21 protein-coding genes are annotated in these 23,956 nt (G+C 52.4%); 18 read left to right on the plus strand and 3 right to left on the minus strand.

The features are described from left to right. Complete coding sequence (locus QEH53_RS19445; protein ID WP_309024889.1) at positions 1-3,183, minus strand: ATP-binding protein; 3,183 nt, start codon at positions 3,181-3,183, stop codon at positions 1-3. A 154-nt stretch (positions 3,184-3,337) separates the two neighbouring features. Here QEH53_RS19445 and QEH53_RS19450 point away from each other — a divergent pair, with 154 nt between their 5' ends. Beyond that, complete coding sequence (locus tag QEH53_RS19450) at positions 3,338-4,498, plus strand: ATP-binding protein (protein WP_309024890.1); 1,161 nt, start codon at positions 3,338-3,340, stop codon at positions 4,496-4,498. Between the two features lie 79 nt (positions 4,499-4,577). Here QEH53_RS19450 and QEH53_RS19455 read toward each other — a convergent pair whose 3' ends face one another. Beyond that, on the minus strand, positions 4,578-5,639 hold the full coding sequence (locus tag QEH53_RS19455) for an LOG family protein (protein WP_309024891.1): 1,062 nt from the start codon (positions 5,637-5,639) through the stop codon (positions 4,578-4,580). A gap of 200 nt (positions 5,640-5,839) precedes the next feature. Here QEH53_RS19455 and QEH53_RS19460 point away from each other — a divergent pair, with 200 nt between their 5' ends. From QEH53_RS19460 to QEH53_RS19520, 13 genes are read left to right on the plus strand one after another with little or no spacing between them, the layout of a single operon-like run. After that, positions 5,840-7,180, plus strand: coding sequence for an amidohydrolase family protein (locus QEH53_RS19460; protein WP_309024892.1), 1,341 nt, complete (start codon positions 5,840-5,842; stop codon positions 7,178-7,180). Further along, positions 7,177-8,175, plus strand: coding sequence for an XdhC family protein (locus QEH53_RS19465; RefSeq protein ID WP_309024893.1), 999 nt, complete (start codon positions 7,177-7,179; stop codon positions 8,173-8,175). The genes QEH53_RS19460 and QEH53_RS19465 overlap by 4 nt, the downstream gene beginning before the upstream one ends. Next, the gene (locus tag QEH53_RS19470) at positions 8,141-9,583 is read left to right on the plus strand and encodes an FAD binding domain-containing protein (protein WP_309024894.1); all 1,443 of its coding nucleotides are present in this window, start codon (positions 8,141-8,143) and stop codon (positions 9,581-9,583) included. Before QEH53_RS19465 ends, QEH53_RS19470 begins: the two co-directional genes overlap by 35 nt. Further along, positions 9,567-11,855 carry a molybdopterin cofactor-binding domain-containing protein gene (locus tag QEH53_RS19475; RefSeq protein ID WP_309024895.1) on the plus strand — a complete coding sequence of 763 codons (2,289 nt, stop codon included), beginning with the start codon at positions 9,567-9,569 and terminating at the stop codon, positions 11,853-11,855. The genes QEH53_RS19470 and QEH53_RS19475 overlap by 17 nt, the downstream gene beginning before the upstream one ends. 3 nt (positions 11,856-11,858) lie before the next feature. Next, positions 11,859-13,067, plus strand: a complete 1,209-nt coding sequence (locus tag QEH53_RS19480; RefSeq protein ID WP_309024896.1) for a urate hydroxylase PuuD — start codon at positions 11,859-11,861, stop codon at positions 13,065-13,067. Positions 13,068-13,080: 13 nt separating this feature from the next. Next, positions 13,081-14,364 carry an alanine--glyoxylate aminotransferase family protein gene (locus tag QEH53_RS19485; protein ID WP_309024897.1) on the plus strand — a complete coding sequence of 428 codons (1,284 nt, stop codon included), beginning with the start codon at positions 13,081-13,083 and terminating at the stop codon, positions 14,362-14,364. Continuing rightward, complete coding sequence (locus QEH53_RS19490; protein ID WP_309024898.1) at positions 14,364-15,734, plus strand: amidohydrolase family protein; 1,371 nt, start codon at positions 14,364-14,366, stop codon at positions 15,732-15,734. The genes QEH53_RS19485 and QEH53_RS19490 overlap by 1 nt, the downstream gene beginning before the upstream one ends. Before the next feature lies 1 nt (position 15,735). After that, entirely contained in the window at positions 15,736-16,107 is a 372-nt protein-coding gene (locus tag QEH53_RS19495; RefSeq protein WP_309024899.1) for a cupin domain-containing protein, read from the plus strand. Between the two features lie 5 nt (positions 16,108-16,112). Then, entirely contained in the window at positions 16,113-16,625 is a 513-nt protein-coding gene (uraD, locus tag QEH53_RS19500; protein ID WP_309024900.1) for a 2-oxo-4-hydroxy-4-carboxy-5-ureidoimidazoline decarboxylase, read from the plus strand. 14 nt (positions 16,626-16,639) lie between these two features. Further along, positions 16,640-16,996 carry a hydroxyisourate hydrolase gene (gene uraH, locus QEH53_RS19505; protein WP_309024901.1) on the plus strand — a complete coding sequence of 119 codons (357 nt, stop codon included), beginning with the start codon at positions 16,640-16,642 and terminating at the stop codon, positions 16,994-16,996. A 1-nt stretch (position 16,997) separates the two neighbouring features. Further along, positions 16,998-18,266, plus strand: a complete 1,269-nt coding sequence (locus QEH53_RS19510) for a M20 family metallo-hydrolase (RefSeq protein WP_309024902.1) — start codon at positions 16,998-17,000, stop codon at positions 18,264-18,266. Then, positions 18,259-19,584, plus strand: a complete 1,326-nt coding sequence (allB, locus tag QEH53_RS19515) for an allantoinase AllB (RefSeq protein ID WP_309024903.1) — start codon at positions 18,259-18,261, stop codon at positions 19,582-19,584. Before QEH53_RS19510 ends, allB begins: the two co-directional genes overlap by 8 nt. A 12-nt stretch (positions 19,585-19,596) precedes the next feature. Then, positions 19,597-20,067 (plus strand): nucleoside deaminase, encoded by a 471-nt coding sequence (locus tag QEH53_RS19520; protein ID WP_309024904.1) that lies wholly within the window; start codon positions 19,597-19,599, stop codon positions 20,065-20,067. Here QEH53_RS19520 and QEH53_RS19525 read toward each other — a convergent pair whose 3' ends face one another. Continuing rightward, positions 20,068-20,664: a queuosine precursor transporter gene (locus QEH53_RS19525; protein WP_309024905.1), complete on the minus strand. Its 597-nt coding sequence runs from the start codon at positions 20,662-20,664 to the stop codon at positions 20,068-20,070. Positions 20,665-20,883: 219 nt separating this feature from the next. On the opposite strand from QEH53_RS19525, the gene QEH53_RS19530 reads away from it, so the two are divergent. From QEH53_RS19530 to QEH53_RS19545, 4 genes are read left to right on the plus strand one after another with little or no spacing between them, the layout of a single operon-like run. Continuing rightward, a complete protein-coding gene (locus QEH53_RS19530) occupies positions 20,884-21,093 on the plus strand; it encodes a hypothetical protein (RefSeq protein WP_309024906.1) in 210 nt (69 codons plus the stop codon). A 32-nt stretch (positions 21,094-21,125) separates the two neighbouring features. Beyond that, on the plus strand, positions 21,126-21,461 hold the full coding sequence (locus QEH53_RS19535; protein ID WP_309024907.1) for a hypothetical protein: 336 nt from the start codon (positions 21,126-21,128) through the stop codon (positions 21,459-21,461). Continuing rightward, positions 21,346-22,668, plus strand: coding sequence for a solute carrier family 23 protein (locus QEH53_RS19540; protein ID WP_309024908.1), 1,323 nt, complete (start codon positions 21,346-21,348; stop codon positions 22,666-22,668). The genes QEH53_RS19535 and QEH53_RS19540 overlap by 116 nt, the downstream gene beginning before the upstream one ends. Before the next feature lie 56 nt (positions 22,669-22,724). Continuing rightward, positions 22,725-23,729: a bile acid:sodium symporter family protein gene (locus tag QEH53_RS19545; protein WP_309024909.1), complete on the plus strand. Its 1,005-nt coding sequence runs from the start codon at positions 22,725-22,727 to the stop codon at positions 23,727-23,729. Positions 23,730-23,956: the final 227 nt, after the last annotated feature.

Here is a 23,956-nt window from a genome sequence, read left to right on the forward strand (position 1 = left end):
CTAGCCTTTTCTAATGGTGAAGTGTATCATTGCTCCCTTCTGGTAATCGGGATCAATCCATATCTGGCCTCCATGCAGTTCAACAATCATTTTGCAAGTGGCTAGGCCAATTCCTGCCTTGCTCACCTCCTGTAATCCAAGCCGACCAAAAGGCGCAAACGCTGAAAGAGCGTCTGACGAAGCGAGTCCAGGCCCGTTGTCTTGAATGCTGAAGGTCCAGTGGGTTGCGGTCTCATTTGCCGCAAGCTCTACCTCGGGAGTATCACTCTCGGAGGCGAAACGTATCGCGTTGTCCAAAAGGTTTTCGAAGAGCGTCTTGATGAGCCCTTTATCAATAGCGTCTATTTCAGGCAGCTGCGATCGTATTAAGGATACGTTACCGATAACCCCAGTTTTCCGCCATTCCTTCAACGTTTGCTCCACCAGCGTACCGAGGTCTAGCTTCTCCTTCTCGCGTTGCCTGTCGTCAAGGATTGCCTCGCCGTAATTTACGAGTGCCTCGAGATACTCAGTCATTCGGTTTGCCGCCTTGGAGCTCTGTTCGACTAGTTTCCTGAAGTCTTCACTGAGGCCATCCGCACCATGTTGAAGCAAGAAACTAAGATGTCCTTTAATCGTTATCAAAGGAGCGTTGAAGTCGTGTGCGGTTGCGTAAACGAACTTTTTAAAGTGATCACTCAAGTTCACTTCAGACACATTGGCTTGAGATGGCGACACCTCGTCGGAGAATACCAGGCGAGGCCCTTCTTCAACTACCCGCTCATTACTGAAACCTTCGCTAACTTCTCGTAAAGGAAATCTCAATACAAAACGGGCTCCAGGACCATCGTGTTCCTCTACGAAAGCTCGCCCTTTCAATGTGCCCATGATCTTTGCTACGATAGCGAGTCCGAGCCCGCTTCCTTCCACTGATAGATTCAGTCTTCGAAAGAGTTTGAACACATCTGCTCTGTTAGCTTCTGGAATCCCGTTTCCATTGTCCTGAACGATTAAGTCAATCTGCTTTTCGTTTCTCCGAGAAAAAACTTCGATGATCGGATGTTCCGATGTACAGCCGTATTTCAAGGCGTTCGCGAGCAGGTTTTGCACCGCTTGACGAAGCAGAATGGGGCGTGTCCAAATAGGGGGAATGCCAATGTCGATGCGAAGGTCGCATCGGCTGCTTTTGATGTCTGCTTCGAATAGCTCTCGAACCTCTCCTAATACCTCTAGGGTTTGGACTTCCTCGTGCTCTCCGTCCAGGCTACCGACCTTGCTCATTTCAAGCATGTCATTGATTAGCGTCTGCATGTGGCCGGCAGCTTTTTCTATTCGGTTGAGTAAACCGTTGGCGTCCTCATCCATTTTGAACTCACCGATACGCAAAAGGTTAGATAGACCTAGAATTGATACTAAGGGGGCTTTCAGGTCGTGAGAAACTGCGTATGTCATTTGCTCCATCTCCTGATTTTTAACGGCCAGGCTTTCATTTATCCGCTCGACCTCCTGCTCGTGGTCCTTGCGCTTTTGAATGTCCATGATAGAGCCTACCATCTTGGTCTTTCCGGTACTTTCGTCCTCGACAAGCTGACCGGCCGAATAGAACCAACGGTAGCCTCTTTTCTTCGTAAGCAAGCGTTGATCTTGGGTAAAATGGGATTTATCTCCGAAGCAGTTCTTCAAGGCCTCAAGCGTTGGCTTGAGGTCGTCTGGGTGAAGCAGGCTTTTGAAATTTTCGTATGACGCGTCGAGCTCCTCTGGAGCGAACCCCAAGAGTTCATACATTTTTGGACTCCAGTACAGCTTGTCTTCAGTGATATCGAACCAGTGCCAGATTCCGACATTACCGCCCGAAGTCGCCTGCTGCAAAAGAAGTTCGCTCTCCCGTAAGGCTGCTCGAGCTTCTAGTCTGTCAGTGATGTCGACGACGGAGGCACAGACGAATTTACCTTCTGGAGTCTCGAAAGGGTTCAGGCCGATTTCGACGGGAAATGTGGTGCCGTCCTTTCTGAGCCCAGATAGACTCTTGATAGCACCTCCCATAGCTCGTCGACTTGGCCTATTATTGAACGAGTCCATATGCGCCTCGTGCCTGTCTCTCGCTCCCATCGGTACAAGCGTTTCAACAGGTTTTCCGATGAGTTCTTCCTTTGTGTATCCAAAAAATTGCAACAATTGCTCGTTGCACTGGACGATGCCACCTGAACTATCTACCACCAATATTCCGTGAGCTGCAGCGGACATTGCCGCCTCCGCTCGCGCGGCGCTGATATCGCGCTGCGTAAGCGCCGCGGAAACACTTTCCTCTAAGGTTTGCTGGAATCGCTTTTCCGTTAGGCGATCCTTGGATACATCCATCAGGAAGAGGGCTAATTGCGAGCCAGTTGGGATTATCTTGACGCTTATCCACCTTCGGTCAATAGCGCCCTTTTCCCGCAGCTCGTATTCGGAGTGGTGCGGCCTCTTGCTCTCCAAGCACCCCTTCAAAAGCTTTACCAATCCAAACTGCCCTGCAGAAGGGAACGCCTGTTCGATGTTCAGACCAGCAAGAATCTTGTTCTTGCCAGACATTTCCTTGGCCGCCAATTCGTTGAATTCCTCGACTACGAAAGATATATCGGACGCCCCGACTTTTTGTATCGGTTTTAAAACTACAAATGCCTCTAACCCATCGCTTAATATCGCTTGAAACAGCGTATTTCGCTCCCTGAGCTTGAACTCCACTTCTTGGAAATCCTCTTTCAACGGGAGCGTTATCAACGTCGGCAGCGACCGAACCAGATAGATAGCAGTCGCGACTGAGACGATCGCAGTAGCCAGTTTCATGGTGCCGGTGAGCCGATAGGCCCCATACCACACACTGTAAATTTCTAGGACGTGGGTGAGCCCGCAGAATAGGATGAACAAGCTGAAGAGCCAGAATACCCCCCTGAACCGCAACCCTCTGCGCCTGCGAACAAGTAAGACAATGCAGAGCGGAATCGTGAAATAGCTCAGGGCAACCAAAGCGTCTGAGCCCACGTGGAGCCAGAGAATGCTTGGCTCCCAAAGGTAGCAATGCCCGTGCGGCATGTAATCTGCGGCAAAAAGGCGTTCGACGAAGCCGGCCGGAAGTAGCGAAGTGATCAGGAAGACGCATGCCACAACGATAAACGTCACCACGATTTCAAGACGGCGACTACGCAATTGTTCTGATAAGGACACGCCAGCAATACATACCGCTCAATATGCGACCGCAAGCCGAGGCGGACTTTTGCTGAAATCGTTGCCAAGAATTCATCAACAAAGGCGCCGCCCGTACTTGCCAAATACTCATTTCCGCAAATTCTATGCCGTTGGGCCGAGCTAGCACTAGACCGTGGATCCAATCATAGGCCAAAATTCGGCGCCTTCCTATACGTTCCAAAGCATGGTAGAAATTAGCCATTTCCAAAAAGACAAGCTCCCCCCCTCCAAGGTTAAGATCCTGCTGGTCGAGGACGACGACGACCATGCGGAGCTCTTCATGCTTTCCGCTCGGAACTATAGCGCGGCAAGTATCTCCCGTGCCGAGACTCTGACCGATGCGATCGCCATCGCCAAGTCACAGAAGCTCAGTCTCGTAATTTTGGACCTAGGGCTACCTGAAACGGTAGGTCTCGACACGCTTAGTCTTTTTCTTCAGTCCTGCTCATCTACCCCTGTCATGGTGTTGACCGCAATCGTTGACCTAAACCTTGGTGAGGAGGCGCTGAAGTTAGGGGCGATGGACTTCCTGAGTAAGGAGGAAATCACCCCTCGCACGCTTTTGCGTAGTATACGCTACGCCTTGGAGAGATGGTCCCAGAAACGCAAGCTAGAGGACAGTTTGGCAGATTTGCAGTATTTCGGCAGTATGGCGGCTCACGACTTGGTCTCGCCGCTCGACGCCATCCACGGCTTTTCCCAGTTGATAGAGTTGGAACTATCGAAGGGCAAGATCACCGAAGAAGCCCTTGAGTGCTTGGATCTTCTAAAGAAGAGCGCTCAACGTTCGATCGTGTTAGTTCGCGACTTGCAGAAACTCTCGAGTCTCGGGAGAAAATCTATCGAACGTAAAGAACTCGATATCAATACCATCGTCAAAGATGTCTGCTCCAACCTCAGCAAACTGATTTCGGAGACAAAGGGTACCGTTGAGGCGAGTGAGGTGCTCCCTATTCGAGGTGATGCCGGACTCGTCTACCATGTGATGCAAAATCTAATTGCTAACGGCTTGAAGTACGGCAGGGACGACGTTCCTCCGCATGTGCGGGTCAGCAGCTGCATCGAGGAGGACTATACCGTCATCTGCGTAGAAGACAATGGTATCGGCATCGACGAAAGCGATTCGACTCGAATCTTCCTTCCTTTCGAACGTCTCACAGGGGCGAGCGACAAGAAAGGTTCCGGTTTAGGGCTGTCGATTTGCAAGAAAATCGTAGAGGCTCACAATGGGGAAATATGGATTGAGTCGACCGAAGGGGCTGGCACCCGCTTCTACTTCCACCTTGGGAGCTAGCTTAGCTACGTACCTGCATAATGGATACATTCAATTTCCCAGTCAGTCTATAAGCGACTCGCAAAAATCGGCCATCGGCCTACTGCGCTTCAAGTGTCGGTTGCGCAACTGCATCCATTACCTCCTTTAAGCTGTTGGCAACGGAAAAGTAGCCTAATCCCTCCCACGGCTTGAGCACCTTAATTAGGTGGTCCCAAAATCCTCCCCCCTCCGGCAAAGGCTTGTTGTAGATTAGCACCTCCTTACCACGCATGAGCGAGTGCCCCATCTGCTTGAAGATGAGGAGGGCCAGCATCTCCTGTACAGTTCCTGCTCCACCGGGAAATATGACAAACGCATCGGAATTTTCGATCATAGCCTCCATGCGCGTGTAGATGTCAGGCCTAAGCCAAAAGCTAGTCATCCCATCGGGCAATCCTTCCAACTCGATGATATGCGGCACGTTCGAGCCGCCGGTCCAGCCTCCGGCGTCCACGGACCCTCTTACCACGGCGCCCATCACGCCTGTAGTGCCCGCTCCGGACACACAGCCATAACCACTGTCCGCCAGAAGTTTACCGAGCTGGTATCCTTCATCCAAATACGAAGGATCCTCGATGCTTGCAGAGCAAAAGACACAAACCCGACCCTTGAGATCGCCCGCAAACGGAAACTCGAATGAGTCCGTGTCGCACTCCATTATCTTATTGCGGCCCACGTCTGGCAGTCCCTCCTTGGTCACCCGTGCCAGCGACGCGAGAACATCGTCAGTCGTTTCAACATTCAGGAGGAAATCGCGGTAATCCTGTCGAATAGTGCCAAGTGCGTGAAGGCTGTCGAGTAGTTCGAACAGCGAGTTCCAAGTCTTGTCGGAGTTTAAAATTACGGTGGCTTTGCCGAATAGATTTTCGTCTAGCGTCTGGTATCCAACAAATATGGACACAGCCTTGAACAAGTCCTCTAGCGTTGCCCCTGGCATGAAGACGAACGCGTCTGACTCGACAATCTTACGTTCTATGTTCGAGAGCGTTATGTTTTGGTCGCCATTGGAATTGTAGATATCCCAGCCGTTGGCAAAAAGCTTGTAGAGCATCCGCGCGCGAACCTCGCGATTCGGGTCTCCTGCACCTGATATTTTTCCTGAAAGTCTTACAAATGGCATAACTGAATTTTCCCTCGCCCAACGACGTACGTTGGCATGAAGAATCGCATAGCAGACATCGCACCACATTTCGAGTCGTGGGTTTGAAATCTACACCACGCGCAATTGCGTCGCGACCCAAAAATGGAGGGACTCTGGCTCAATTAGCGATAACTTCAAAACTTGGCGCTGAATACGCTCATGGACCTAGACCTTCTGATTTGAAACTGTTCGCACCCAATTCGTCCACCAAGCTCAAAGCTGTCCGCGGTCGCCTCCTTAATCCGATGAGCGACACGGACTGCCAGCTGTACCAAGATGCCTTACTCGTGGGGCGATTTCACGGCGGCGAATGGCTCGTAGATGCGATCGGGCCCGCTAAGGACATCGCCACGAGCTACGGCTGGAATCTCAAAGAAATCCCGAGCTGCGAAGGGACGCTTTTGCCACCTTTCTACGACACGCATTTCCACTGGGTTCAGGACGACGTCCGCCAAATGCCTAAGGCATCGCTCCTCGAGTGGCTCGAGCGTTACACGTTCCCTGAAGAAGCTAGATTCGAAGACCCAGCGTATGCCGAAAACAAGGCAAAAGCATTTTGGTCACGTATTCTAGGCACTGGTACGGCCGGAGGTCTCTGCTACAGCTCCATCCACGATACGGCCCTAGACGCAGCCATGAAGTACGCCCCGCCGTGCTTCCGTATCGGTGGGGCCATGATGACCATGAACTGCCCGGACTTCCTGCGGCAGCGGAAACGAGAAGCTATCGCGGCTGCTCGGTATGGAGTTGAGACCTACGGGGACCGTTATTGCGTTTCACCGCGTTTTGCTCCGACCACTCATCCGGAGGTGATGAAGGAAACAGCTAAGCTAGCAAACAAGAACGGGCTCTTCCAACAGACCCATCTCGACGAAACCCGAGCGGAAATCGAATGGGTCCTCGGAATCTACAGCGATATTGCCGGTTTCGAAGACGTGGAAACCTACACTGAGATCTATGAGCGCTGCGGGGTACTGGGCCCTCGAACTGTCATGGGGCACGCCATCCACCTCGAGGAAACTGAGCTGGAGTTACTTGCGAGATCCGACACAGCAATAGCGTCTTGCCCTAGCTCCAACGCACCGGTTGACGACGACGGCTTAGGCTCCGGATTGTTTAATTTTGAGCAAGTCGAAGAACGCGGAATTCGCTGGGCGCTCGCCTCGGATATCGGGGGCGGCCCTTACCTTTCCATGTTTGATGTCATGTCCTCCTTCGTCTCTCAAAATCGAGATGAAGGCGTATTCGCTGCGACTTACTGCAAGGCGCTCTATCGCTCTACCCTAGCCGGGGCGCAAATCCTAGGCCATGCAGACCACAAGGGAAATTTCGCCACCGGCAAGTCCTTTGACTTCATCGAGTGCATTGCTCCGCCTTCTGACGCTAAGTGCGGCACAGCGGAAGAGCTTCTCTTGGCTACCATCGGACAAGCTCAAAACCGCAGCGAATTCGACAATTTCGTACTCCGCACCATTATCGACGGCCAATCCGTTTTCGAAAAGGAACCCCTGATCTCATGATTGGGTTTTGGACAGCGGCAGAGGTGGAACTGCAGGCACGTCGCCGCGTATTCATGGCATTCGTAGCGACTTCCTCCAAAGGGTCGCCCGGCACCCCCAAAGCCAGGATGTTGCTCCGCGAAGATGGATCCCAACTTGGCACGATCGGTGGCGGAATCATGGAGCTCAACCTTTTGCAAAACGCCACGAAAGCACTTCGCCAAAAAGACTTTCCAACTCGCTTGCAACGGATCATCCATCGATCCGCTTCCGAAAACGCATCCGGACTCATTTGCGGCGGTTCCCAAATAAACGTCCTTTGTTTGTTCGATCCAGAAAGGGATCTGGCGACGGTCTCAAGAATTGCGGACGCACTACGAAACGAGGAAGACGCAATGATCGAATTGTCTCCCTCCAGCTTCACGCTGAAGTCGTCATCCTCCACCTTAAGTGGTTCGTCAAGCCGGCTAACTGAGTTCGGAAATGACTGGATATATCAACTGAGCACGGTGAATCCGCGACGCATTGCTATTTTCGGAGCTGGCCATTGCGGTCGCGCGCTGGCCACTCAGATGGTCTTACTGGGATATCACGTCACCTTAACCGACCCACGCAATGATTTGCCCTGTAACGATCGTATTGGAAACGTCCATACCGTGATCCCGTCTTCAGCCAGCGGCTGCTGCAGAACGCTTCGGCACTGGGAGCTCACGGCGGTCGTGGTGATGACCCACTCCTACACCACCGATGTGGAAGCACTATGCGAAATATTGCCCTACCGTCCCGCTTTTCTTGGATTGATGGGCAGTCCTCAGAAACTAGCGAAAGTCAGACGCGAACTTTCTGAAACGGGTTTGAGTGAAGAGCAGATCGCAAGTCTGAGAGCTCCCGTGGGACTCGCCATCGGCAGCGATACACCAGAGGAGATAGCAGTCAGCATCGCCGCGCAGCTGCTCCAAGAAAACAATCTCAATTCCCTGCATGAGCCAGACTACGCAGATCACGTTTCTACTTAATCACGAGCTCCTTATCCTGGATGTAGCTCCTGCCATGGTCGCTCTCGATTTTCTTCGTAAGCTGCGACAACTCACAGGATCCAAGGAAGGCTGCAAGGAGGGCGACTGCGGAGCCTGCACTGTAATTGTGGGTGAACTACAAGAAGAGTCGATACAGTATCGTCCCATGACATCCTGCCTACTGCCCATGGGGGAGCTCCACGGAAAGCACTTGGTCAGTATCGAAGGCCTAAATCTGGACAAGCTTTCACCGGTCCAGTCTGCAATGGTTGATTGCGGCGGCACGCAATGCGGGTACTGCACGCCCGGCTTTGTCGTCGCTATGACGGCCGGATTGATGGATCCGACTATCTCGATGGACAGCAAGGGTCACGACTTCGCGACTTCGGGAAACCTCTGCCGCTGCACTGGTTACCGGTCCATCAAAAACGCAGGTGAGCAGGTATTCGAAAACCTGCGAAAAAAGTTGGAGGGCAAACCGAGAATCGAGGCTCTTGCCGACCTTAATGCAATACCGCATTACTTTCGCGCAGCCGCAGATCAATTGGCGTCTATCCAATCGTCCACCAAACCCCAAAACATCTCGACTGAGTATACCGGACCTATCGTTGCGGGAGGAACCGATCTGTTCGTACAAAAAGGCGAAGAACTTCCAGATACCAATCCTCGATTGCTCAACCGCCAAAAAATCGAAGCCGCCCAAGAGAAAGACGGGGTCGTCCGTTTGGACGCAGGTATGACGTTCGAGGCTTTTGCTCGGGATCCGCTTATCAAGGAGGCTATTCCAAACATCTCAGACTTCAACGATCTGATGGCGAGTTGGCCTGTCCGAACCCGGGCTACTTTGGCCGGAAACATTTGCAACGCATCGCCGATTGCAGACATGACTTGCCTGCTACTCGCTCTCGAGGCGGAACTGGCAATTTCAAGCCGTAGTGGGCTACGCATTGTTCCCCTCAAAAAGTTCTACCTTAGATACAAGCAGCTCGCTAAGGAGCCAGATGAAGTCGTCAGCGAGATCCGTTTCGCAAAGCCCACCGAGCGGGAGTGCGTACATTGGGAAAAAGTATCCAAACGAAAGATACTCGACATCGCCACTGTGAACGCCGCTTCGAAGTTCGAAGTCAAAAACAGCTTCATCGCGCGTGCTTGCCTAGCGGTAGGTGGCGTCGCCGCTACTCCGCTTTTTTTGCAAAAAGCCTCCGACTTCCTATCAGGAAAAGAACTGACAGTTGAGACCGTATCCAAATGTCTTGAAATAGCTCAAAGCGAATTTAACCCAATCAGTGACGTGAGGGGTTCGGCTAGCTACAAGCGACTACTCGCCAGACAGCTTTTGGCTTCACAATTCACCGGATTGTTTCCCGAAAAGCGAGACCAGGAGGCATTGTATGCGACACTGCGATAGCGAACTTCACGTCATGGGTCGCTCGGAGTACGTGGACGATGTTACCCCGCCTGCCGGCATGCAGCATGCGGCTGTGTTTGGTTCACCCGTTGCTCATGGTAACATCAAAACCCTCGACACCGCCGCAGCTCTCCTCATTGAAGGGGTTAGCGCCGTATTCACTTTTTCCGACATACCTGGAGAAGGCTACTTCGGAGCTATCGTGCAGGACGAGCCTCTCTTCGCTGACGAAAAGGTCTTTTTTCAAGGGCAAGCCATCGCCCTCGTTGTGGCGAATTCCTATGAAAATGCCCGCAAAGGCGTTGCAGCATGTTCCGTTGAGATCGAGGAACTTCCCGTGATAACGTGTCCACGCGAAGCCTTCGCCAAGGGTGAAACGCATCAAGAGCTCCGCGTTTTCGAGAAAGGAAACGTCGATCCGATATGGGAAACCTGCGATACACTCGTGGAGGGCAGCATCGACCTTGCGGGCCAGGAACACCTCTATCTCGAAACCAACCGTGCTCGGGCCGTCCCTTGCGAAGACGGGCAGATCAAAGTGTACTCCTCGACTCAAAGCCCATCCGCTACCCAAAAGACAATTGCTCGGATTTTGGGACTACCGATGAACAAGGTAGAAGTGGATGTGAAACGCCTAGGCGGCGGTTTCGGGGGCAAGGAAGACCAGGCGACTCATTGGGCCTGCATGGCATCGCTCGCAGCTTACCTGCTTCACAAGCCGACCCAATTGGTACTCAGCCGAGGCGATGACATGCGCATGACCGGCAAACGTCACCCATACAAGCAGGACTACAAGTTAGGTCTGGATACGGATGGTCGCATCCTCGCCTACGAAGTGAGCCACTACCAAAATTCGGGGGCTTTTATGGACCTTTCCAATCCGGTACTGGAACGCACCTGCCTCCACTCCACCAATGCGTACGACATTCCGAATGTTCGCATTCGTGCCGTGCCGTGCCGCACCAACCTCCCTTCCAATACTGCATTTCGTGGGTTCGGAGGACCGCAAGGCATGTTTCCCTTGGAGGTTGCTATCGAAAAGGCATCTCAAAAAATCGGCGTACCGCCCTACCGGATACAAGAGCTAAACTTGGCTCGCCGCGGATACGTATTCCCCTACGGCCAAGAGCTAGAAGATGATCGCTTACACCGAACTTGGGAAGAGGCAAAGGACACCTTCGACCTGGAGCAGCGGCAAGAACACATCGAGACCTTCAACTCGGAAAACAAGATCTTCAAGAAGGGGCTCGCGTTGATGCCGGTTTGTTTTGGGATCAGTTTCACCAAAACGTTCCTCAACCAAGGCAGCAGTCTCGTGCATATCTATACCGATGGCACGATAAGCGTCGCTACCGGAGGGATCGAAATGGGCCAAGGGGTGAGCTCAAACATGATCGCTATTTGTTGCAAGGTACTCGGCGTATCGCATAGACGTATTCGATGTAACAGTACGAACACCTCGCGCATCGCCAATATCTCACCCAGCGCCGCAAGCGCGACAAGCGACCTGAATGGAAATGCAACCATTATAGCGTGCCAAGAAATCCTTGCCGGCATGAAGCGAGTCGCCAGCGAAGAGATGAAATGCGAAGCTGATGAAATAACCATTGTCGATGAGAGGGTCTACCTTAGGGGTGATTCCAGCGTCCTCGATTGGGACACCTTGGTTCTCAAGTCATACTTTGCCCGGGTTCCTCTCATGGCTCACGGCTTCTACGCGCCACCTAATATCCGTTTCGATCCTGTGGCTGGCTGGGGACGCCCGTTTCATTACTACACCTACGGTACTTGTTTGATCGAGGTAACTGTAGACTGTATTCGCGGCACCTATACGATCAATAGTTCTAAAGTCGTGCACGATTTGGGCCGTGGCATCATACCGTCAGTCGACCTAGGGCAGGTCGAAGGGGGACTCGCACAAGGGATTGGTTGGGTGACCTTAGAAGAACTCGCCTTTTCCGATGACGGAAAGCTCCTATCGAACGCTCTTTCCTCCTATAAATGTCCCGATGGGGACTTTCTCCCTGACGATATCCAAGTTAAATTCCTCGAAAACGCTGACAATCCCGGCGGACCCCTCGGAAGCAAGGCAGTTGGCGAACCACCCTTCATGTACGGAATTGCCGCTTACTTTGCCATTCGGCGTGCCATCGAAGCCTTTACGCCCATCTCTGAAAGCGAAACCCGTTGTCCGATGACACCTGAGCAAACGCTTCTGAAACTCTATCCGCAAGCTGCTGATAGCTTCGCCGCATTCTCGACTGATAAGTAACAAATGAATACGGATCTCATAGACTTCTTTAACATTACGCTACGATTCACGCATATCGTAGCGGCAATTATGTGGATCGGTAATTCGCTCCTCTTTACATGGATGGAAATCAATCTTCTCAAGAGAGATGACGACAAAAACCTTATCGGGTACATGGATATGCTACACGGCGGGGGCGTTTTTCATCTACAGAAACGTGTCCTAAAACCGGATACAGTTCCCTCGCCACTCCATTGGTTTTACTGGCAGAGCTATACGACATGGCTTTCAGGCTTCTTTCTTTTGGTTACTTACTTCTTCACACGAGCAGACACCTTGATGCTGGACCCATCGAAAATGGATCTCGGCAGTGGCGGTGCAATTTCCATAAGCCTAGCGGGTATTTTCGGTGGTTGGCTTCTCTTTGATCTATACTGGAGAAGCCCCCTGAAGAACTACCTTAAGACGGGAGCCGCCGTCTGGATCAGCCTCGTCATACTCTACGCGATCGGGCTCAACACAGTATTCAATGGTCGAGCCATGTTTCTGCAAGTGGGTATGACACTCGGCTCATTCATGACCGCGAACGTTTTCTTTCATATCATCCCAAATCAACGGAAATTCATGAAGGCCCTCGCGGAGGGCAAAGAACACAATCTAAACGTTGGTAAGGCAGCCAAATTCCGGTCCCTCTCAAACCACTACATTACCTTCCCGGTTATCTTCCTAATGCTAAGCGGACACTATCCAGTTCTCTACGGAAGCGATAACAAAATAGTCATTCTTACTATCGTCATCGTCTCTCTGATTGTCATCAAGCATATGATGAACGTCAGGAACACATTCAAACCATGGCTCGCCGTGCTCCTTCTCACGTTTGGAGGAGCATGCTCAGGGATTGTAGCTGCGATTACGCTGCCCAGTTCCAGCAGCAAGGATCCTGTCGACCCCCAAGTCGCGGCAGGCGAAGAAGCGTTCAATAGCTTAGGTTGTATCGCTTGTCACCAAGCTGCTGATACGAGCATTGCTCCGGGGCTCGCTGGAATATTCGGAAAAGAGCGCGAGCTTTTAGATGGCAGCAAAGTAGTTGCGGACGAGGCCTATTTGAGGGAGTCGATTCTGCAATCGACCGCGAAAGTGAGTAAAGGTTTCGTACCCGCTATGCCTGTCTACGAAGGCGTAATATCGGACCCACAGGTCGATCAGCTCATAGCCTACCTCAAACAGTTTTAGACTCCCCGCGTTCATGAAAATAGACCCCTTGCTAAAACAGATCAATCCGCCACCGCGACTCATCATGGGGCCCGGACCCGTAAATGCAGATCCCCGCGTCCAGCGCGCCATGTCCGCGGACCTATTGGGCCAATACGATCCAGCAATGACTGAGTACATGAACGAAGTGATGACTCTCTATCGTATTGTCTTCCAGACGGAAAACCATTGGACTTTCCTGATCGATGGAACCAGCCGGGCAGCTATAGAAAGTTCGCTCGTTTCCCTGATCGAAAAAGGGGATAAAGTTCTCGTCCCCGTCTTCGGAAGATTCGGCCATTTGCTCACGGAGATCGCTTCCCGCTGTGGAGCCGAAGTCATCGCCATATCCAAAGAATGGGGACAGATATTTACGCCCGAAGAGATTGAGGCTGCCCTCGACGAGCATCATCCAAAAGTACTCGCCATCTGCCAAGGCGACACTTCGACAACCATGAACCAGCCTTTGGACACAATCGGAAAGCTTTGCGCCGAACGTGGCGTCTTGAGCTATGTCGATGCAACTGCTTCCATAGGTGGTAACGAGTTGCTCATCGGCGATTGGGGAATTGATATATGCACCGCAGGCTTACAAAAGTGTTTGGGCGGGCCGTCCGGTTCGGGACCCATCACAATTTCGGAAACGGCAGCGGCCCTCATACAAGAGCGCTGGCATGTAGAGAAAGGGATTGAACCCGCGGGATTTATCCCCGGGAAACAATCTCGAATCCAAAGCAACTACTTCGACCTCGCCATGCTGATGGCCTACTGGAGTCCGCAGCGTCTCAACCACCACACTGAAGCGACCAGCATGCTCTACTGTGCTCGGGAATGCGCCCGCTGCATCGTTGAGGAAGGTCTCGGTAAAGTCCTAGCAAGGCATGAACTGGGAAGTGCGGCGATGGTCAGGGGACTTCAAGCGCTAGGCTTGCAACTTTTCGGGGACCTTAGCCATAAAATGACCAACGTCACCGGAGTTTATATTCCTGATACCGTCGATGGAGAGGCCGTTCGGCGCGACATGTTGCACTACTTTGGGGTAGAGATAGGAACTTCTTTTGGCCCGTTGCACGGCAAGATTTGGCGGATCGGAGCAATGGGTTACAATGCCCGCCGTGATGCTATTTTACGTACCCTTAATGCGCTAAGCTCTTGTCTCAGGCTTCACGGCTACAAAGCGCCAGAACACGATGCTGCGCTCGCCGCACTCGAAGTATTCAAAAGCGAGGAACTTGGCCCAGCCGACATCGAGATTTCTCCTGTTAGCAAAATAAGGTAATGTCCGGTAGTTCAATTTTCATTACAGATATCGACTTTCTGGTAACCGCGGACGCAGATCAGAATGTTCTGGCAGGTGCCTGGATTTTGGCTATCGATGGTTTTATCGATTCCTTCGGTGTAGGTACGCCGCCAGAGGTCGAAGGGCGCGTACGCACCTTACGTGGGCGAGGTAGAATCCTGACGCCGGGATTTGTCAACACGCACCACCACCTATACCAGAATATGGCGAGAGCCTACACGCCAGGGAACAATCTTCCCCTGCTCCCTTGGCTCGCCCACATGAATAAGCTCTGGAGGTATTTTCGCGAAGAGGACCTTCACACCTGTACAAGGCTTGGACTCGCCGAATTGATGATGAGCGGAGCCACGACCGTCGCGGATCATCATTACGTTTTCCCGGAGGGTGCCACGGACATGACAGTAGCGCAATTCGATGCCGCCGAAATCATGGGAGCTCGGTTCCACGCCAGTCGCGGATCTATGAACGTGAAATCCGATCTCATCTCAGATTGGGCGCTGCAAGACGAGGAGACGATTCTAACTGAAACGGAGCAACTAATTGAGAAGTATCACGATTCCACTTCGGGGAGCTATCGGCAGATTATTGTCGCTCCCTGCGCTGCCACTTCGTGCTCAGCAAGCCTGCTGGAACGCAGTGCAGCCCTCGCTAAAAAGCATCACGTGGGACTGCATACCCATTGTGGCGAAACGGTCGCTGAGAACGATTTCTCAGTCGAAAAGCTTGGCCTTCGTCCGCTCGATTTTCTGTTAGAACGAGGCTGGGACTACAATCGAGCTTGGTTGGCACACGGCATTCATTTTAATGATGAGGAACTGTCGCAGCTTTCCCAATACGGTATTGGTGTGGCTCATTGTCCCAACGCCAATATGCGACTCGGATCCGGTATCTGCCGGGTTCCCGAACTCATTAAACAAGGGATTAAAGTGGGAGTCGGCGTGGACGGTAGCGCATCTAACGATTCCGGACATATGCTCGCCGAGTTGCGTCAAGCCATGTACTTAGCCCGTGTCCGCTACGGTGCTGAAGCGATGAGTGCCTTGGATACTATCGATCTCGGTACCTGGAGGGCTGCGGCCCTAATCGGTCGTGAGGATGTCGGCAAAATTGAAACCGGATTGTGCGCTGATTTTGCTCTATTCCCTTCGGAAGAACTCTACTCCAACGGAGCCGAGAACGTGGTCGACGCCCTTCTTATTTGCCATGCTCGTCAAGTAAGTGAACTTATAGTTGGAGGGAGTGTACGTATCGAAAACGGACAGTTCGTCGAAATCGACCTAATTGAACTGCAAACCGAACATAAGGAACGTGCCGCGAAGGTGCGCTCCAGATCTTTTAATCGAGAATAGCATGCAGATTGTAAGAGTATCCGACTGTCCTGATTATGTGGCCCCAGATTTAGCAGTGGCGAAGGAATTCATGTCTCCTCGAATGTCCGGACTTAAGAATTTAAGTATCGCACTAATCACGATCCCTTCAGGAGTAACCGTGAAAAAGCACTATCACTTAAATAGTGAAGAAGTGTACCACATCGTCTCCGGTGAGGGAATAATGTACCTGGATGGCGATGACGAACGAATGCGTACGGGCGATGCAGTATCCATAAAAGTAGGACAATGGCATAGCGTTCGTAACGATACCGCCGAGCCGCTTGTCATGATCGTGACCTGCGCTCCAGCTTGGGACCCTGAGGACCAGATATTTGAGAACGAAACTCGCTAGTGGTGATGACAATAAGTCTAGAGACACTCAACGCCTTGCCATCCGACGACTATGCAGACCGTCTGGATAGCCTATACGAGTATTCGCCCTGGATCGTGGAGCGATCTGCAGGTCTTCGCCCCTTTCCAACCATCAAGTCGATGCAAGCTAGCTTTGAGGGACTGATCTACGGAGCGGATTCAAACCTGCAAAGATCTTTGCTGCAAGCGCACCCGGACCTCGCCGCAAAGCTCGACGAGCTCGCGTGCTTAACGGATTTCTCGCAAGCGGAACAGGCTCGCGCCGGTTTCGCTACCCTCGCTCCTAATGAGTTCGAAGCGCTCCGTTCAGAATTAGCCCGCTATCGTAGGCGATTCGACCACCCATTTATACTTTGCGTCAACGATCATGGAGCGGAAGACGTACTTCCTATCTTGAGAGCGCGGATCTCAGAAAGCCAGCAAAGCGAAGGCATCGCTTGCCTCGCCCAGGTCTGCCGCATTGGGTGGCACCGACTTCAACAAATCGTATCCAAATAGCACTATACTTCCTCATGAACGGTAAACTTAGCACTCACGTACTTGACAACTATTTTGGAAAACCGGCGGAAGGCATTCCCTGGAAACTTGAGGTAGCTGGGGGAGGATCGGAATGGTCGAAGATTTCTGATGGTAAAACGAATCAGGACGGTCGCACCGATGTGCCGCTATTGGAAGGCGATAGTCTAAGGACCGCCTGCTACCGCATCACCTTCAAGATAGCTGGCTACTACGAAAGTCGGGAAGTCGAACTCGCCAGCCCGCCATTCCTAGATGAGATATTGATTACGGTTAACCTAGTGGCCGGAGAAAACTACCATGTGCCACTTCTCATGACCCCTTGGAGCTACTCCACCTACCGAGGAAGCTGATTTGAAAGAAACGCCTCAACAAGCTGTATTGCGGAAGCTCTTCGATCGTATCGAGACACTGGGCACTATCAGTTCGGACACGCCCGGGCTCACGCGTGTATTTCTATCAAAGGAAATGGATATCGCTTCCAGACTTATCCAATCGTGGATGAGCAACGCGGGATTAATAGCCTCCGTAGACCGAATGCAAAACGTAGTGGGTTCGTGGCCTGCAGAAACCGCTCACCCGCCCGCGATCCATATCGGCTCCCACTACGATACGGTAATCAACGCCGGAAAGTACGACGGGCCGCTCGGCGTATTGCTCAGTATAGCAGCCGTTGAAACGCTACGACTAGAAGGGTACGAGCCAAAGCATCCGATCAATGTAGCCGCTTTTTGCGACGAGGAAGGCGTCCGCTTTCGTTCAACCTTTTTGGGCAGCTCGTTCTTTTGTGGCACTTTCGACACTCGATTCCTCGATAATGTCGATGATGCGGGTAACAGCATGCGCAGCCTTCTCGAATTACGAGGATTCGATACGAGTTCTTTCAATCAAGGAACTCCCCTCATTGGTAAAGACGACCTCTTCCTGGAAGCTCACATCGAACAAGGCCCGATTTTGGAGCGACTGAATCTATCTTTAGGTGTGGTTTCCGGAATCGCAGCTCAGACCCGTATCCATGTTACCATCACGGGAGAGTCTGGCCATGCCGGCACGACACCATTAGACCTGAGACGAGATGCTCTCACAACTGCCGCGGAAATGATCCTAGCGGTTGAAGCCTCGTTCGCAGATAATCCAAACGCTCGAGCCACAGTCGGCCAAATCAAGAACTATCCAAATGCGACCAACGCCATTCCCGGCGAGGTCGAATTCATGATCGACCTCCGTAACCCCGTCACTGCTGGGCTGAACCAAATGCGGGATACACTTTTAAATAAACTCGATGAAATTGCCGCACGTCGCACGACTGAGTTCAAAGCGGAAATACTGCAGACGGTTGATTCCATTACTTGCGATTCTAATGTCCAGCAGGCTTTGAGCAAAGCGCTCGCAAAACACCAAGAACGCGTCACGACCTTCACTAGCGGAGCGGGGCACGACGCTCTCAAGATCGCTCAAACCTGTCGCACAGGTATGATGTTCGTTCGCTGTCGAAATGGCCTGAGCCATCATCCCGACGAATACTGTTCCCCTAAAGATATCGAAGTCGCCCTGGCAGCTTGGGTCGATACCCTACGCGAGCTCGACCAGAACTTTCCAACTCCGGAAAAAGCCAATGCATGAGCTCGCAATAAGAAACGCTAGGTTGCTCCAAGACGGAACTTGGCGACATGTCGATATCGGAATCGACGAAGGACGGTTTACTAGCTTTGCCCCGAACAGTGCGAAGAAAACACTTAATGCCAACGGACGAATGATATTCCCGGGAGGCGTTGATTTGCATGTACATTTCAATGAACCAGGACGCACTCATTGGGAGGGATTCGCGACAGGTTCCTTAGCGGCGGCGGCGGGCGGGAATACGTTTTTGGTAGAAATGCCGCTTAACAGCATTCCGACTACGGTATCTGTTGAAACACTACGAAGCAAACTAGCTGCTATTGCTCAAAAATCGTTAGTTGATTTTGGGCTTTGGGGCGGTTTGGTTCCTGGGAATGTGAAGGACATTGAAGGTCTTCATCGAGCAGGAGTTGCTGGCTTCAAGGCTTTCATGTCGCCCTCGGGAACAGATGACTTCAAAAACAGCGATGTTGCTACGCTAAGAGCTGGAATGATAGAGATAGCAAAGACGGGCAAGGTCCTCGCCATTCACGCGGAAGACCCTGCCATTTTGCGTGAAGCTGAAACTAAGCTCGCCCAGAAACGTACCGCACTTGATTGGGAACGATCTCGTCCGATTGAAGCTGAAATGAGCGCTGTAAACATCGCAATTGATCTCGCCGGTGAAACCGGATGCCGTATCCACATCGTTCACGTTAGCGCTCCTGAAGTCTTGGAGCTCATCGCAAGTGCCAAAGCGAAAGGAGTAGCGATCACCTGCGAGACTTGTCCGCATTACCTGCTTATGAGCATGGAGGAAGCCGACGCAATCGGACCAAACGCTAAGTGTGCCCCACCGCTACGCCCCCGCCATGTTATGGAAACCATGTGGACCGCGCTGAGTAACGGACTTATCGATACGATCGGTTCCGATCACTCGCCTTGTACTCCTGACCTGAAAACGGGAAGAGCGTATTACGATGCATGGGGAGGAATCAGCGGTATCCAACATGGGTTGCCTCTGCTTTGGCAAGAAGCTCTCGTCGATTCTAAACTGCTGCAGTCGATCATTGAGCTCAGCAGCATCCAGGCTGCGAACCTCATAAACCTGTCCGAAAAAGGTGCCATCAATCTTGGGTACGACGCAGACTTCGTCCTCGCTGAGACGCTCTCTACTCCCTACAGAATCAAGACGGAAGCTCTGCACTACCGAAACCGCCACAGCCCCTACTGCGACCGAACACTCACGGTAACGGTATCAGAAACATGGTTACGCGGAACCTGCCTCTACAGGAAGGGAGAGGCAGCGAGTGAACCCAACGGAAAATTCCTAGCATTTTAGGCTCCCTTTTCTATGACCACCGAACAAATGATTGCTCACCTCCGGTCCTGCAACGATATCGCGCTGCAAGCTGTCAGAGACGGATATCACCCGTTTGGGGCCATTCTCGTCGCTCCCGACAATCAAGAGATCCTCCTTACTCAAGGAAACGTGGACGTCGTTCGCCACGCTGAGAGCGAACTCGCCCGTGCAGCCGCCCAAGCTTACGACGAAAAATACTTGTGGAACTGTACCTTGGTCACGACCTTGGAACCCTGCGCCATGTGCGCAGGAACTCAGTATTGGGCCAACATCGGCCGCCTTGTTTACGGCGTCTCCGAAATCAAGCTACACGAACTTACTGGCTCCGACGATCGAAATCCCACGTTAGGCCTTCCCTCTCGCACTGTCATCGAATCTGGCCGCAAACCGATACAAGTCCATGGTCCCTTTCCAGAGCTCGAGGAAGAGATAGTCGCACCTCATCGGGATTTCTGGAAATAGCTATTCCTCGGCCGGAGCCTCTCCCTTTCGTATCCAAGCCACGATTACGTAAACCAGCGGTGTGTCGACCAAGGCGACACCAACCTTCAAGATGTAGGTTCCTAGAATCACGCTCGGTAGCACCTCATTCGGTATGATTCCGTAAAAAGCGATCAAGTAGAAGATCGTGGTATCCAACAACTGGGAGCCAAAAGTAGAAACGTTGTTTCGTAGCCAGAGGTACTTGCTGCCGGTTTTCTTTTTAACCCATTCGAAAACGTAGATATCCCAAAGCTGGGCTACGATTGTAGCAACGAGCGAGCCCCCGACGATTCGCGGAGCTCCCTCGAATATTGCTCGATACGCGTCGTTATGGGGCCACCCGTCGGCTGGGGAAAGCTTTACGCCGATCACCAACATAACGGTACAAAACAGATAGACAACCGTGCCCATGTAAACCATGAAGCGAGCGCGTTTCGCCCCCCAAACCTCCGCCACTGCATCGGTGCAGGGAAACGTCAATGCATGCACAAAAGAACCGTAGCTGAAAGCTAGCACACCGAGCCCAATTCCTGATAGATCCAGCGGGACCAACTTCACCGTTAAGCTTTGCAACATTCCCCAAAAGCCAACGTAGAATCCGGTATATTGTTTCTCGTGTCATAAAGTAATCTGTATCCACTTGGAGCAGGTTCAATGCCCGAACTCGGCGCCCAAACTGCTTTACGGAAGCCACGAAGAAACTATCCTTTGTCGCGGTTTGCCTACTCCCCACGGCCAACTTTTCACAGAGGCCCACCTTTCTACGAACCTAGCGAAACGAACTTCGCCTACGGGATGGTTCACGGGGCATCATTACTGATGGATCTCTACGGCCACAAGAAACCAAATGGATACGCGATCGTTTTCGTAATGGGCACCGGACTCACTGCTTATGGGGGGTACGACGACGTGCCTCCCACAGACCTGGATCGGAACCTTGGTCAGTCTTCGGGAACGACCGGGGTACCTATGTCACATCCGAAGGTCCTCCCCTTTTTCTCCTAGATGGAACCGAGGAAGACACTAGTCGATAGAATATGAGCCCCTCCCCCTCGGAGAAGCTGATCGTGCGGAACTGGGTATCGCCACAAATCATCACCCATGGGCCAAGCCGTTCGTGGGTTGAGCGGCAACCCCCTGAGTGCAGCTTCATTCTGCCATTTTGGTACGGGCTGGTAAGGGACTTGCTTACATGGATACATGCCCGACTCCTCGTCTACCCAAAACTCAACGATCTTGTATCCACACGATTCTACGATGCCCCCAGTCAAGGCATCGGTGGCGGCGGTGCAGCAGGTCGTGGCGATGTTCGTTGGCTGCATCACGCCGATCCTTATTTTCTCGACGGTAGTGGACATCGAGGATTCCGCTAAGCACTACATGATCAGCATGGCCTTGATCGCGTCAGGCCTCGGCACCTTCCTTCAGGCTAAACGCTTCGGCTTTATTGGCTCTGGCCTGCTGTCCATCAATGGAACGAGCTTCGCTTATGTCGATCTGCTTTTGCGTGCAGGAAACGAAGGGGGCATCGCCCTCGCCTGCGGGATGGCTTTGGCTGCCGTTCCCCTGCAATTCTTGCTCGCTCTCTCTTTACCCACCCTGCGGTCAATCATTTCACTCTTGGTGGCAGGTATTGTAGTTTTGTTAATTGGCCTAGATCTCATACCGGTCGCTGGATACTACATCGCCTCGGACTTGGGGAACGGAGCCAGCTGGCACATCAATGCCATAATCGCCACACTTGTAGTGCTCGCGTTGGTCCTGTCGCAACTTTCCAAATACCCGATGCTGCGCATGAGCGCTCCCTTATTGGCAATCGGATTAGGTTACCTAGCGGCTGCGAGCTTCGGTGTCATGCAGTGGCCAAGCTTTTCGACGGAGCAATGGATCGTGCTGCCAAAGTTCCTTCCTTACGGACTCGCTTTCAAATGGGAACTCCTTCTGCCCTTCGCCTTGATTTACGTCGTATCGTCTATCGAGGCGATTGGCGACTTGTCCGCTACCGCTCGACTCTCCGGCATGAAAACCACCGGAATCGATTTTTGGGAACGCGTACGTGGCGGCATTTTGTCAGATGCGATCACGAGCACGTTCGCGGGATTGATAAACGTTTTCCCCACAGCAACTTTTTCTCAAAACAACGGAGTTATTCAGCTTACAGGCGTCGGCTCGAGACAAGTGGGATTCTACGTCGCTGGCATCCTCGTCATTACCGGATTGCTACCACAAACTGGATACGCATTCAGCGTGATGCCTAGCCCTGCTCTTGGTGGCGTAACACTGGTCCTGTTCGGCATGATCGCCGCTGCTGGATTGCGGATGATACTCGAGGCAGGCTTCACTCAAAAGTCGATGCTCATCGTGGCGATCAGCCTTGGGATCGCGTTCAGCATTCCAACCCAAGAGGAGTACGTCGCTAAGCTGCCAGACTACCTTTCAGCAATCCTATCATCAAAAGTCGCCACCGGAGGGCTCGTCGCCATGGTCCTTAGCTTCACCTCGAGTCGGCAACCCGCGGAAGCTACTGAGAAAGCAACAGAAGTTCCCCCATCGGAGACTCCGACGAAGAGCCAAGTGTAATTTAGTTTAGACACCAAGGGATGAGACAATCAGCTTGAGTCTGCAACATCCTCTCAATGGCCAATAAACTCACCAAAACCCTGCAAAGCCAGAGCTTTACCCTAGCGCTCATTGCTGCGGTAGGAGCCTCAATCCTCATTCCCGAGTTGGGAATTAAAGGCGGTCCCCTCAAAACCGAAACAACAACGAAGATCGCAGTCGCCCTCACCTTCGTGATCCAAGGCCTTTCGCTCCCCACCCGCCAGATTGCCGCCAGCGCCGCGAAGCTTCGTCTACATGTCTTTTGCCAAGCCGCAATATTTCTCCTCGCTCCAGCTCTAATGTTGGGATTTCTCTTTGTATTCGGTTCTTGGATCCATCCGGGCGTCAAGGCAGGCTTCTTCTATTTGGCAGCTTTGCCCACCACAATATCGTCCGCGATCGTCATGACTTCCAATAGCGAGGGCGACAGCTCGGCAGCGCTATTCTCCACCACCCTTTCCAATGTCATGGGTATTTTCGCAACACCTCTCCTCTGCTCCCTTTTTCTGGCATCTTCCTCAGAAGCCGCTCCGCCCCTCTCCTCCTTGGTCGCAAAACTCTCCCTACTGGTTCTCCTGCCGCTTGTAGTCGGACAACTGATACGCCCCTTCGTTCGGGAATGGGCTGTCGCGTCCAAAAAGCTCTTCAAGCGACTCAGCAACGCCTTTATCGTATTTATTGTTTTTGCTGCCTTTTGCCAGAGCGTGAATAGCGGCATATGGGGGGAGGTCGGTACTGCTTCCGTGGTGACCATTTTTTTATTTACGACGCTCTTCCTCCTGTTCTTTTCGGCTGTGGTTTGGGCAATCTCTCCCCTTGGTTCGAAAAGGATACCCGAACGCATAGCGGCTTTCTTCTGCGGCTCTCAAAAAACGCTCGCTGCAGGTGTACCCATGGCCTCGATACTTTTTGCGAATCTACCGACCGGCGGCTCTTCAGCGATCGGACTGATCATCCTGCCCCTCATGTGCTATCACCCATTGCAGCTCTTCTTGGCCGGAGCCTTGTCGCCCTACTTCGCACGTATTGCTTCGAAGTAGGCTAAGGCGTTTCGCTAAGCCTAGTGAATCGGCTACCCGGAAGGTGGCCCGGCGGTTGTGCCGTACCTCAGAGAGCGACCCGAAGCGATGACCTTACAGAGCTGATCCGGTCAACATCCTCACCTGGAGTTGGGTGCAATCGTGTAATCTCCTTCACGGCGTTCCGGCTGGAACCGGTCCATCCATTAGGGCAAGCAAAAGGCCGCCCCCTTTCGGGAGCGGCTATG

Source organism: Pelagicoccus sp. SDUM812002, from assembly GCF_031127835.1.
Classification (GTDB): domain Bacteria; phylum Verrucomicrobiota; class Verrucomicrobiia; order Opitutales; family Opitutaceae; genus Pelagicoccus.